Below are 12928 nucleotides of genomic sequence, written 5' to 3' on the forward strand. Positions count from 1 at the left end.
GGTGGATGGCGGTACGACCCGCCGGCCGGCGCGAGGTGCTCCGGGGCGACCCGCGGGTGCTTCCGGTCGGCCGGGCCGTGCCTCCTTCCGGACGGGCCGTGCTCCCTTCCGGACGGGCCGTGCTCCCTTCCGGACGGAAAACGGGATGAGACGTGTCAGTGGTGAACCGTAGGGTCGGACCTGATGCCCGAGAAACCTGTCGCCCCAGAGCCCCCCGCCCCCGACTCCGACTCCGCGGGCCCCCGCGCCGACCGTGAGCGCTCCGCGGTGCGGAGTCTGCTGCGCCTCTGGCCGTACGTGCGGCCCGTGCGGGGGCGTTTGTTCACGGCCGCGTTCGTCGCGATCGTCGCGTCCTGTCTGTCGCTCGTCATCCCGCTCGTGCTGAAGTGGCTGGTCGACGGGCCGGTCGCGGACCGGGACCCGGGCGGCGTGTGGCTGGGCGCGCTCTACCTCCTGCTCCTCGGCATCGCCGAGGCGGTCCTCTTCGGGTACCGGCGGTGGCTGGTGGCCCGTCCCCTGGCGGGCGTGGAGGCCCGGATGCGGGCCGAGCTGTACGGCCGGCTCCAGCGGCTCCCGATCTCCTTCCACGACCGGTGGGCCTCGGGCCAGCTCCTCTCCCGCGGTACGACCGACCTGATGCTGGTCCGGATGTTCCTGGCCTTCCCGCTGACGTTCCTGCTGGTCAACGGCGTGACGATCATCGCGGGTTACGTCCTGCTGCTCGCCCAGGACTGGTCGCTCGGGCTCGTCCTCCTCACCCCCGTGATCCCCCTCGTCATCGTCTGCTCGATCTTCGAGGGCCGGTACGGGCTGGTCGCGCGGCGCGCCCAGGACCAGGTCGGCGACCTGACGACGGTGGTCGAGGAGAGCGTCCTCGGCATCCGGATCGTCAAGGGCTTCGGCCGCCACCGCAGCCAGGCGACCGCCTTCCGGGAGCTCTCCGGCCGGCTGCGCGGTACGGAGCTCGTCAAGGCCCGGCTGCTCGCCATGATCTGGGCGGTCATCACCTTCGTACCGGAACTGGCCATCGGGGCGGCGCTCGTCCTCGGCACGGTCCAGGTGGCGGACGGGGACCTCTCGGCGGGCACGCTCGTCGCGTTCCTGTCGACGGCCCTCGCGCTGCGCTGGCCGGTCGAGTCGATCGGCTTCCTGCTGGCGATGAGCCAGGAGGCGGCGACCGCGACGGAGCGGTACTTCGAGGTGATGGACGCCGAGGAGGAGCCCGGGACGGCCGCGGCCGGACCGGCGGCGGCCGGCGGCCCGGCCGGGGTGCGCTTCGAGGGGGTGTCCTTCCGCTACCCGGACGCCCCGGCCGACGCGCCGCCCGTCCTGGACGGCGTCGACCTGCACATCCGCCCCGGCGAGACGCTGGCCCTGGTCGGCGGCACGGGCTCCGGCAAGACGACCCTCACCGCCCTCGTACCCCGGCTGCACGAGGCGTCCGGCGGCCGCATCCTCCTGGACGGCGAGGACATCGCCCTGATGGAACGGGAACGGCTCCGGTCCCTGGTCTCGATGGCCTTCGAGGAGCCGACGCTCTTCTCCGCGAGCGTCGGGGACAACGTCCTGATGGGCACGGACGGAGCGGCGGGCGAGCCGGAACTGCGCCGCGCCCTCGGCGTGGCACAGGCGGAGGGCTTCGTCGGACGGCTGCCCGAGGGCGCCGCGACCCAGGTCGGCGAGCAGGGACTGAGCCTGTCCGGCGGCCAGCGGCAGCGGCTCGCCCTGGCGAGGGCGGTCGTCGGACGCCCCCGCTTCCTCGTCCTGGACGACCCGCTGTCCGCGCTCGACGTCCACACGGAGGCGCGGGTCGAGGCGGCCCTCCGCGAGGTCCTGCGGGACACCACGGCGCTCGTCGTGGCGCACCGCCCGTCGACGGTGATGCTCGCCGACCGCGTGGCGCTGCTGTCCCGGGGCCGGATCGCGGCCGTGGGCACCCATCACGAACTGCTGCGCAGCAGCGAGGAGTACGCCTGGCTGATGTCCGGCGAAGGCGAGGGCGGGAACCGATGACCGAGCAGCAGACCAGCGACCCCTTCGACCGCGACGACCTCCCGGCGCCCCCCGGGGCGACGGGCGCCCTGCTCCGTTCGCTGCTCGGGTCGCACCGCCTGCGGGTCGCGGTCGCGGCCCTGGTGCTCCTCGTCAAGGAGGCCGCGGTCCAGGCGGGCCCGCTCCTCGTCGCGTACGCCATCGACCGGGGCGTCCCGGCCTTCCGCGCGGGTGACCACGGCCCCGTCCTCGCGGTGGGCGTCGGCTACCTCCTCTGCGCGGCGCTCTCGGGGCTCCTCCAGTACGTCTTCGTGCGCGGGGCGGCCCGGGTCAACCAGGACGTGCTGCTCGACCTGCGCGGCCGGATCTTCCGGCACGCGCAGGTCCTCAGCGTCGACTTCCACGAGCGGTACACCTCGGGCCGGCTGATCTCCCGCTCGACCACGGACGTGGAGTCCCTGCGCGAACTCCTCTCGGAGGGACTCCAGGAACTGATCGGCGTGGTCCTCTCCTTCGTCTCGATCTCGGTGATCCTGCTCTGGCTCGACCTGGGCATCGGCGCGGTCGCGGTGGCGTCCTTCATCCCCCTGCTGGCGCTGGTGCGCGTGTACCGGCGCCGGGCGGGGGCGGTGTACTCAGAACGCTCCACGGCGATCGCGGGCGTGATCGTGAAGTTCGCGGAGACGATGAACGGGATCCGCCCGGTCCGGGCGTTCCGCCGGGAGCGGGTGAACAACGCCGAGTTCGCGGCGCTCAACCACCGGCACGAGCGCAGCAACGGCGACGCGCTCCTGGAGATGGCGCGCTATGTCGTGGGATCCCGTCTCGTCGCCAACACGGCGGTCGCGGGCATGTGCCTCTGGGGCGCCTACCGGGTCGCGTCGGGCTCCCTGGAACTGGGCGTCCTGGCGGCGGCCGTGCTGTACATGCGGCGGTTGTACGACCCGATCGACCGGCTCGGCATGTTCCTCAACTCGTACGAGTCGGCGGCCGCGTCCCTCACCAAGATCGCCGGCCTGCTGGCCCAGGAGCCCGGAGTGCCGGAGGCCGCGAACCCCCGCCCCCTGCCCGCCCGCACCGGAGCACCGGGCCGCGAGGTGGTCTTCGACGGCGTCCGCTTCGCCTACCGCACGGGCGGCGAGGTGCTGCCCGCCTTCGACCTGACGATCCCGGCCGGCCAGACGGTGGCGGTGGTGGGGGCGACGGGCGCGGGCAAGTCCACCCTGGCGAAACTCCTCGCCCGCTTCTACGACCCCACGGACGGCGCGGTACGGCTCGACGGCGTGGACCTCCGCGACCTGACCACCCCGGAGCTGCGCCGAGGCGTCGTCATGGTCACCCAGGAGGCGTTCCTCTTCTCGGGCACGGTCGCCGAGAACATCGCGATCGGCCGCCCGGACGCGACCCGCGAGGAGATCGAGGACGCGGCCCGCGCGATCGGCGCGCACGACTTCATCAAGGGCCTGCCGGACGGCTACGACACGGACGTACGCAAACGGGGCGGCCGCATCTCGGCGGGCCAGCGCCAGTTGGTCGCCTTCGCACGCGCCCTCCTGGCGGACCCGGCGGTCCTGATCCTGGACGAGGCGACCAGCTCACTGGACGTCCCGGGCGAACGGGCGGTGCAACGGGCCATGGACACGGTCCTGGCGGGCCGTACGGCGGTGGTCATCGCCCATCGCCTGTCGACGGTCGAGGTGGCGGACCGGGTCCTGGTGATGGAGTCGGGCCGGATCGTCGAGGACGGGGCGCCGTCGGACCTGGTGACGGGCGAGGGCCACTACGCGGGGCTGCACCACGCCTGGCGGGAGAGTCTCGTGGGTTAGAGGCCTGTCGACGAACTCCGAGCCGAGTGGGGGCCGTTCCGGGGGTCGCGTTCGGGACGTGAAACGTGATTTGTGGCGCAACAAGAGCGTTCACCGGAAACCGCCCCAGATGCGCCGTAAATCATGAGTCCCGAACGCGACCCCCGGAACGGCCCCCACGCCCCCCAGGAGCAGCAGGATCCAGGCATCTCCCACACCCACCGGATGGACCAGAACGAGCCACGCTTCGACGCGATCCGAGCGGACGGCTCACACCCGGAGCCGGCTTCCGCGGGAAGCGGCGAGGGGTTCGGTCTCGATCCGCGGACGCTCTTCGAATTCGGGCTCGGACGAACACTGGACGACATCGCGGCCTTGATCGACGAAACGTCCGCTTAACGAACACGGCCTTACGAGCAGCGAACGATTTCCGGCCAACTTGCCGACGCACTCCTGACAGGTCCCCGTCATTCCTGTCACTCTCTCCCCGGTTCTTCGCACCAGAGTTCGCCGCTTCACCCGAACGTGCTCCACAGCTCTGCTTGCTCCGCCCGGATGGACCACCCCAGTCCGCCGGTACCCCCCTCGCAAGAAGGAGTCTGCGTGAGATCCACGCCCAGCCGTCGCGCCACCGCGACCGGCGCTCTGATCGCTGCCGCCGCCATGCTCGCCGTGAGCGTCCAGACGGGTGCCGCCACCGCGGCGGACGCCCCCTGGAGCATCGCCCCCAAGGCCCAGCAGGGCACCTCGGCGAACCCCGGCAAGCTTCCCGCCGACCTCACCCCCGCCGAGCGCACCGCGCTCATCAAGGCGGCCGACGCCGGCAAGGCCGCCCAGGCCAGGGAACTCGGCCTCGGCGCCCAGGAGAAGCTGGTCGTCCGCGACGTCGTGCAGGACCGCGACGGCACCACCCACACGCGCTACGAGCGCACCTACGCCGGACTGCCCGTCCTGGGCGGCGACCTGATCGTCGCCGAGACCAAGGCCGGCAAGACCACCGGCGTCACCAAGTCGACGCGCGCGGAGCTCAAGAACATCCCGACCTCCGCCACGCTGGCCCCGGCCGCCGCCGAGAAGCAGGCCGTCGGCCTCGCCAAGGCGGACGGCTCCGACCGGGCCAAGGCCGACCGCGCCCCGCGCAAGGTCGTCTGGGCGGCCAACGGCAGCCCCGTGCTCGCGTACGAGACCGTCGTCGGCGGCCTCCAGCACGACGGCACCCCGAACGAGCTGCACGTCGTGACGGACGCGAAGACCGGCGCGAAGCTCTTCGAGTGGCAGGCCATCGAGACCGGCACCGGAAACACGCAGTACAGCGGCCAGGTGACCCTCGGCACCGCGCCCTCGTACACGCTGACCGACACCGGCCGCGGCAACCACAAGACGTACAACCTCAACGGCGGTACGTCCGGCACCGGCACGCTGTTCACCAACAGCACCGACGTGTGGGGCAACGGCACGCCGTCCAACAAGGAGACGGCCGGCGCCGACGCGCACTACGGCGCCGCGCTCACCTGGGACTACTACAAGAACGTCCACGGCCGCAGCGGCATCCGCGGTGACGGCGTCGGCGCGTACTCCCGGGTCCACTACGGCAACGCGTACGTCAACGCCTTCTGGTCGGACTCCTGCTTCTGCATGACGTACGGCGACGGCGCGGGCAACAACAAGCCCCTGACCTCCATCGACGTGGCGGCGCACGAGATGACGCACGGCGTCACCTCGAACACGGCCGGCCTGGTCTACAGCGGCGAGTCCGGCGGCCTCAACGAGGCCACCTCGGACATCTTCGCGGCGGCCGTCGAGTTCTACGCCAACAACGCCAACGACCCGGGCGACTACCTGGTCGGCGAGAAGATCGACATCCGCGGCAACGGCACCCCGCTCCGCTACATGGACAAGCCGAGCAAGGACGGCTCGTCCAAGGACGCGTGGTACTCCGGCCTCGGCGGCATCGACGTCCACTACTCCTCGGGCCCGGCGAACCACTGGTACTACCTGCTCTCCGAGGGCAGCGGCGCCAAGACCGTCAACGGCGTGAACTACGACTCGCCCACCTCCGACGGCCTGCCCGTCACCGGCATCGGCCGCGACAAGGCCTCGCTGATCTGGTTCAAGGCGCTCACCACCAAGTTCAGCTCGAACACCAACTACGCCGCGGCCCGCACCGGCACCGTCGCGGTCGCCACCGAGCTGTACGGCGCCAACGCACCCGAGACGCTCGCGGTCCAGCACGCCTGGGCGGCCATCAACGTCGGCACCCGGCCCGGCGGCGGCGAGCCGCAGCCCGGCAAGGTCTTCGAGAACACGGCCGACGTGTCCATCCCGGACAACGGCGCCGCGGTGACCTCCACGGTCAACGTCACGGGCATCACGGGCAACGCCCCCTCCGCCCTCAAGGTCGACGTCAACATCGTCCACACCTACCGCGGCGACCTCGTCGTCGACCTCGTCGCCCCGGACGGATCGGCCTACAGCCTCTCCAACCGCTCCGGCGGCAGCGCCGACAACATCGTCCAGACCTTCACCGTGAACGCCTCCTCCGAAGTCGCCAACGGCGCCTGGAAGCTCCGCGTCCAGGACAAGGCCGCGGTCGACACCGGCTACATCAACAGCTTCAAGCTCACCTTCCCGTAGGCCCCGCGAGGGCAGACGCGTGAGTGAGTGAACCCGAGTCACAAGTGCCGGACGCCCGGAGGGATCCTTCCCTCCGGGCGTCCGTGCGTCCGGGCCCCGACGGCTCCCTCCGTACCCCGGGACCCCTCCGTACCCTGGGACCCATGATCAGGGTGCTGCTTGCCGACGACGAGACGATGATCAGGGCCGGGGTGCGGGCCATCCTCGCCACCGACCCCGGGATCGAGGTGGTCGCCGAGGCCGGCGACGGCCACGAGGCCGTCGAGCTCGCCCGCGAGCACCGCCCCGACGTCGCCCTCCTGGACATCCGGATGCCCCGCCTCGACGGGCTCGGCGCCGCCGAGGAACTGCGCGGGGCCGTCCCCGGCACGGCCGTCGTCATGCTGACCACCTTCTCCGAGGACGCGTACATCGCCCGCGCCCTCGGCGGCGGGGTCAGCGGCTTCCTCCTCAAGTCCGGGGACCCGCGCGAGCTGATCGCCGGGGTCAGGGCGGTGGCCGGCGGCGGCGCCGCCCTCTCCCCCACCGTCGCCCGCCGGGTCATCGACACCCTCGGCGGCGAGCGCCTGACCCGCGCGGCCGCGGCCCGCGCCCGCCTCGACCGGCTCACCGGCCGGGAGCGGGAGGTCGTCGCCCTGCTCGGCGCCGGGCTCTCCAACCAGGAGATCGCCGACCGCATGTACGTCGTCGAGGGCACGGTCAAGGCCCATGTGAGCGCCGTCCTCGGCCGGCTCGGCCTGCGCAACCGGGTCCAGCTCGCGGTCCTCGCGTACGAGGCGGGCCTGGTGACCGGCGATGCGTGAGGCGGCTCGCGAACCGGTCCGCGAGCGCCTCTTCGACCTCCTCCTCTGGCTGCTGCTCTGCGTGCCGGTCCTGCTGAGGTCGGACCCGAACGACGGCGGCAGCTGGACCCTGGTGGCCGTGGGCGTGGTGGTCCTCGCGGGCTGCGTCGCGGTCAGCCGGTCGTGGCCGCTGGTGTCGCTCGCGGCCACGGTGGCCGCCAGCCTGCCGGCCACCCTGGAACTCTTCACCCCCTCGTACAGCCTGGCCCTGGTCGCCTTCGGCTACCTCGCGGGCCGCCGCCAGGAGCACACCCGGGCCGCGCTCTGGCTGTTCGGCGCGATCGCCGCCACCGGCCTGGTCCTCACCTGGATCACCCGCACCTCGCTCGGCCAGTGGTTCACCCTGCTGCTCGTCCTCGCCCTCGCCGTCGTCGCGCCCTGGCTGATCGGCCGGTACGTGCGCCAGTACGACCGCCTGGTGCGGAGCGGCTGGCAGCTGGCGGACCGGATGGAGCGCGAGCACGCGGCCGTCGCCGACCGCGAGCGGCTGCGGGAGCGGTCCCGGATAGCGGGCGACATGCACGACTCGCTGGGGCACGACCTGGCCCTCATCGCCATCCGCGCGGGCGCCCTGGAGGTCTCCCCCGACCTGGGGCCCGAACAGCAGCGGGCGGCGGGCGAGCTGCGGCGCGCGGCGGCCGACGCGACGGCCCGGCTGCGGGACATCATCGGCGTCCTGCGCGAGGAGGACGACACCGCGCCGACGAGCCCGGCCGGCGAGACCGTCGAGGAACTGGCGGCCCGGGCCCGCGCGTCGGGGCTCACGGTCACCCTCGCCGCGACGCCCGTGCCCACGCTGCCGGGGATGTCGGGGCTCGCCCTGCACCGGGTCGTGCAGGAGGGCCTCACCAACGCGGCCAAGCACGCACCGGGCGCGGCGGTCGCCATCGCCGTCACCCCGCAGGACGACGAGGCCGCGACGGTACGGGTCGAGGTGGTCAGCGGCCCCGGCACGGGCCCGCCCCCGCTCGGCTCCCGCTCCGGCGGGACCGGCCTCGTCGCCCTCGGCGAGCGGGTCCGCCTCGCCGGCGGCACCCTCGGCCACCGCGTCACCGGGGACGGCGGCTTCGCCCTGACGGCCGTGCTGCCGCGCCGGGCCCCCGCGCCGCTCCCGGCCGCCCCCACCTCGGCCAGGGAGCTGGACCTGGCGCGCCGCGAGGTCCGCAAGGGCCTGGCACGGGCGATCTGGATCCCGCTCGCCCTCCTCGCCGCGCTCGGCGCACTGATGCTGGGGGTCGCCGCGTGGACGCAGGCCCAGTCGTACCTGGAGCCGGACGACTTCGCGAGGGTCCGGCTCGGCCAGACGCCCGCACGGCTCGACGAGATGATCGACGACTGGCCCGAGCACCCGCTGGACGGCCCGCCGCAGCAGGCTCCTCCGGAGCCCTCCGGGATGGACGAGTGCCGGTACTACCGCTCGACGATGCTGGCCGCCGTACCGGTGTACCGGCTGTGCTTCGTCGACGGGCACCTCGCCGACAAGGCCGAGGTGCCCTAGAGAGCCGGGTCGTGGGGGGGGAGTCCGGTCCGGCCGGGCCGGACTCCCCGGTTCGGGGGCGCTACCGGAGCAGCAGGCCCGCCCCTTCGCCCGTCGTCTCCTCCGGCAGGGCGGCCAGGCCGAGTTCCGCCGGGTGGGCGAGGAGCGGGTGGGAGGGGCGGACCCGGACCGTGCAGCCGAAGGAGCCGGTGCGGTCGAGCGCCAGGGTGCCCGCGTACGGCTGCCTGCCCTCCAGGTCCGGGCCGCCCACCGGCTTCAGCGGGACGGCCCGGAGGTCGGCGAGGGTGTCGTCGGCGTCGACCCGGCCCGTGACGGCCTGCACCTCGACGTCGTCGGGGGCGAGCGCGCCGAGGGCGACCCGGACCCGGACGACCGGTGTCGCGCCGAGCTCCGCGTCGGCGAGGTCGTCCGCGAGGTCGTCGCCGACCTCGACGCGGTCGACGGTCACCTTGGGCCAGGCCTCCCTGACCCGCGCCTTCCACGCGGCGAGGTCCCGCGCCCGGTCCGGGGTGAGCGCCCGGTGCGCGGCGGCCGCCGGCACGTACAGCCGCTCGACGTACTCGCGGACCATCCGATCGGCGAGCACCTTGGGACCGAGGTCGGTGAGGGTGCGGCGGACCATCGACGTCCAGCCGGCCGGGACGCCGTCGGGGCCCCGGTCGTAGAAGCGGGGCGCGACGCGGCGCTCGATCAGCTCGTAGAGCGCGGCGGCCTCCAGGTCGTCGCGGCGGTCCTCGTCCGCGGCGGCCGCCCCGTCGGCGGTGGGGATCGCCCAGCCGAAGTCGGGCTCGAACCACTCGTCCCACCAGCCGTCGAGGACGGAGAGGTTGAGGCAGCCGTTGAGCGCGGCCTTCATGCCGCTGGTGCCGCAGGCCTCCAGGGGGCGCAGGGGGTTGTTGAGCCAGACGTCGCAGCCGGGGTAGAGGCCCCGGGCCATCGCCATCCCGTAGTCGGGCAGGAAGACGATCCGGTGCCGGACCCGGGGGTCGTCGGCGAACCGGACGAGCTCCTGCACGAGCCGCTTGCCGCCGTCGTCGGCGGGGTGCGCCTTGCCGGCGACGACGAGCTGCACAGGACGCTCGGGGTGGAGCAGCAGCGCCCGCAGCCGGTCCTTGTCCCGCAGCATGAGGGTGAGCCGCTTGTACGAGGGGACCCGACGGGCGAAGCCGATGGTGAGGACGTCGGGATCGAGGACGGAGTCCGTCCAGCCGAGTTCGGCGGCTGCCGCTCCGCGCTGCCGCCAGGAGGCGCGCAGCCGCTCCCGTACGTCGGTCACGAGCCGTTCGCGCAGGGTGCGGCGCAGGTCCCACAGCTCGCGGTCGGCGGGGTCGGGGCCGAGCCGGCCGACCTCGGGGGCGACCCAGGTGGGGGCGTGCACCCCGTTGGTGACCGAGGTGATCGGGACCTCCTCGGCGTCGAACCCCGGCCAGAGTCCGGCGAACATGGACCGGCTGACGGCTCCGTGGAGGGTGGAGACGCCGTTGGCGCGCTGGGCGAGGCGCAGGCCCATGGCCGCCATGTTGAAGACGCCGGGTTCGCCGCCCAGCGGGGTCTCGTCGCCGAGGGCGAGGACCTTCCCGGTGTCGACGCCGGGGAGCGCGCCGTCCTCGCCGAGGTGGCGGGCGACCAGCGTGCGGTCGAAGCGGTCGATGCCGGCCGGGACGGGGGTGTGGGTGGTGAACACGGTCCCGGCGCGGACGGTCTCCAGGGCGCTGTCGAAGTCGAGTCCCTCGCCCTGGAGTTCGCGGATGCGTTCGAGGCCGAGGAAGCCGGCGTGGCCCTCGTTGGTGTGGAAGACCTCGGGGTCGGGGGTGCCGGTGAGCCGGGTGTAGGTGCGGACGGCGCGGACGCCGCCGATGCCGAGCAGCATCTCCTGGAGGAGCCGGTGCTCGCTGCCGCCGCCGTACAGCCGGTCGGTGACGCTCCGTTCGCCCGGGGCGTTCTCCTCGACGTCGGAGTCGAGCATGAGGAGGGGCACGCGGCCGACCCGCGCGATCCACAGGTGGGCGTGCAGGCTGCGGCCGCCGGGCAGGGCGAGGGTGATCCGGGCGGGGCCGCCGTCGGCCTCGCGGAGCAGGGTGACCGGCAGCTCGCCGGGGTCGAGGACGGGGTACTGCTCCTGCTGCCAGCCGTCCCGGCCGAGGGACTGGCGGAAGTAGCCGTGCCGGTAGAGCAGGCCGACGCCGATGAGCGGGACGCCGAGGTCGCTCGCGGACTTGAGGTGGTCGCCGGCCAGGATCCCGAGGCCGCCGGAGTACTGGGGCAGGGCGGCGGTGACGCCGAACTCGGGTGAGAAGTAGGCGAGGGCGGCGGGCGCGGCGGGCGTGCCGCCGGCGGCCTGCTGGTACCACCGGGGGGCGTGCAGATAGGTGTCGAGGTCCTCTGCGGCGGCCCGGAGCCGGGCCAGGAAGTCCTGGTCGGCGGCGAGCGCGGCGAGCCGGGGGGCTTCGAGGGCGGCGAGGATCCGGACGGGGTCGGTGCCGCCGGACGGGGCGGTCCGGCCGGGGGGTTCGAGGGACTCGAAGAGGGCGCGGGTGGGTTCGTGCCAGGACCAGCGCAGGTTGTGCGCGAGTTCGGCGAGGGGTCGCAGGGTGTCGGGGAGGACGGGACGCACGGTGAATCGACGGATTGCCTTCACGCGTTCCACCTTCGCAGGCGAGTACGGAGCGGAGTGGACGCACCACGCTGTGCGTCCGTCGTTCCGCTCAGACGTTAGGGCACACCGGCCCCGCCGTGCGACGGCGCACGGGAGCGTGGGGCGCGTGTCAGCCGGCGGCGGGGAGGCGGACCTCGTACGGGGAGCCCTGGTTCACGGTCGCCGGGTCGAAGGCCCCGGTGGCGGCGTAGCGGTGGGCGACGGCGGCGAGTTCCTCGGCGGGGATGACGTCGTGGATGTCGGCGAAGCCGTGCGGGGCGCGGGCGTGCGCGAGGTCGATGACGACCTCGGGGCCCTGCTCGCGGTTGGCCCGCTGGAGGGCGGTGGTGACCGGGCGGCGGTCCCGCTCGTACGCGGCGAGGCCGTCCTCCGGGTCGGCGTGGCGGGCGAGGGCGTGGGCGAGGGAGCGCGCGTCGACGATCGACTGGGTCGCCCCGTTGGAGCCGATCGGGTACATGGCGTGGGCGGCGTCGCCGACGAGGGTGGTGCGGCCGTGGGTCCACCGGTCCAGGGGCTCGCGGTCGACCATCGGGTACTCGTACGCGGAGTCGGCGGCGCGCAGCACGTCGGGGACGCTGACGCCGTCGAACTCCCAGCCCTCGTAGAACGGGAGGAAGGTCTCCACGGGGACCGGCCGGTTCCAGTCGCCCAGGAACCGCTCCTCCGCGGACGCCGTCCCGGACCGGCAGGTGCGCTCCGCGGGGCGGGCGAGGGCCCAGTTCACCAGGACCTCCCGGTCGGGTCCCGTCGGGCGGCCCATCGGGTAGACGACGGCCTTCTGGCGGTCGTCGCCGGCGATGAGCATGAACGACCCGACGGCGCGGGCGGGCATCCGGGAGACCCCGCGCCAGACCAGCATCCCGTTCCACGGCGGTTCGCCCTCGTCGGGGTGGAGCGCCGCCCGGACCGTGGAGCGGACGCCGTCCGCGCCGACGAGCAGGTCGGGTTCGAGGGAGGCGCGGCCGCGCACGGCGCCGTCCCGGTGTTCGAGCCGCAGGCGCGGCCGCCCGTCCGGGGTCGGCTCCACCCCGCTCACCCGGACGCCGGTGACGAGGGCGGCGGGTCCGAGCCTGGCCCGTACGGCGCCCGCGAGGACCTGCTGGAGGTGCCCGCGGTGGACGGAGAGCTGCGGCCAGAGGTAGCCCGCGCCGAGGCCGCGGGGCTCGCGGGATATCAGCCCGCCGGAGCGGTGGTAGTAGCGCAGCTCGCGGGTGCGCAGGGCGCCCGCCTCCAGGGCGTCGAGGAGGCCGAGCGCGTCCAGTTCGCGGACGGCGTTCGGCATCAGGTTGAGTCCGGCGCCGACGGGCCGGATCGCGGGGGCCGTCTCGACGACCGTGACGCGCTGGAAGCCGGCGGCGTGCAGGGAGAGGGCGGTGGTGAGGCCGGCGACGCCGCCGCCGGCGATCACGATGTGCGGGCTCTCCCGGTAGTCCGGCGCGGGGCGGCGGCGGTGGGCCGGCGGGAACGCGGACGGGGTGTGGGGGGACATGACGACTGCTCC

General features: G+C 73.9%; 8 protein-coding genes. 6 read left to right on the plus strand and 2 right to left on the minus strand.

Annotated elements, in window-relative coordinates:
• Positions 1 to 183: 183 nt before the first annotated feature.
• The 6 genes from ACF09E_RS16600 to ACF09E_RS16625 all read left to right on the plus strand — a co-directional run bounded on the left by ACF09E_RS16600 (position 184) and on the right by ACF09E_RS16625 (position 8771).
• Positions 184 to 2013, plus strand: a complete 1830-nt coding sequence (locus tag ACF09E_RS16600) for an ABC transporter ATP-binding protein (RefSeq protein WP_392205833.1) — start codon at positions 184 to 186, stop codon at positions 2011 to 2013.
• Positions 2010 to 3818, plus strand: a complete 1809-nt coding sequence (locus tag ACF09E_RS16605; RefSeq protein ID WP_392205834.1) for an ABC transporter ATP-binding protein — start codon at positions 2010 to 2012, stop codon at positions 3816 to 3818. The genes ACF09E_RS16600 and ACF09E_RS16605 overlap by 4 nt, the downstream gene beginning before the upstream one ends.
• Positions 3819 to 4022: 204 nt before the next feature.
• A complete protein-coding gene (locus ACF09E_RS16610) occupies positions 4023 to 4196 on the plus strand; it encodes a hypothetical protein (protein ID WP_392205835.1) in 174 nt (57 codons plus the stop codon).
• 204 nt (positions 4197 to 4400) lie between these two features.
• Positions 4401 to 6431 (plus strand): M4 family metallopeptidase, encoded by a 2031-nt coding sequence (locus ACF09E_RS16615; protein WP_392205836.1) that lies wholly within the window; start codon positions 4401 to 4403, stop codon positions 6429 to 6431.
• A gap of 143 nt (positions 6432 to 6574) precedes the next feature.
• Positions 6575 to 7234, plus strand: coding sequence for a response regulator transcription factor (locus ACF09E_RS16620; protein WP_361852233.1), 660 nt, complete (start codon positions 6575 to 6577; stop codon positions 7232 to 7234).
• Complete coding sequence (locus ACF09E_RS16625; RefSeq protein ID WP_392205837.1) at positions 7227 to 8771, plus strand: sensor histidine kinase; 1545 nt, start codon at positions 7227 to 7229, stop codon at positions 8769 to 8771. The genes ACF09E_RS16620 and ACF09E_RS16625 overlap by 8 nt, the downstream gene beginning before the upstream one ends.
• Positions 8772 to 8832: 61 nt before the next feature.
• Here the strand turns inward: ACF09E_RS16625 and glgP are convergent, their stop codons facing one another.
• On the minus strand, positions 8833 to 11409 hold the full coding sequence (glgP, locus tag ACF09E_RS16630) for an alpha-glucan family phosphorylase (protein WP_392205839.1): 2577 nt from the start codon (positions 11407 to 11409) through the stop codon (positions 8833 to 8835).
• Between the two features lie 127 nt (positions 11410 to 11536).
• Positions 11537 to 12916 (minus strand): FAD-dependent monooxygenase, encoded by a 1380-nt coding sequence (locus ACF09E_RS16635; protein ID WP_392205840.1) that lies wholly within the window; start codon positions 12914 to 12916, stop codon positions 11537 to 11539.
• Between the last annotated feature and the right edge of the window lie 12 nt (positions 12917 to 12928).

This window comes from Streptomyces sp. NPDC014891, from assembly GCF_043081085.1.
Taxonomy (GTDB): Bacteria; Actinomycetota; Actinomycetes; order Streptomycetales; family Streptomycetaceae; genus Streptomyces.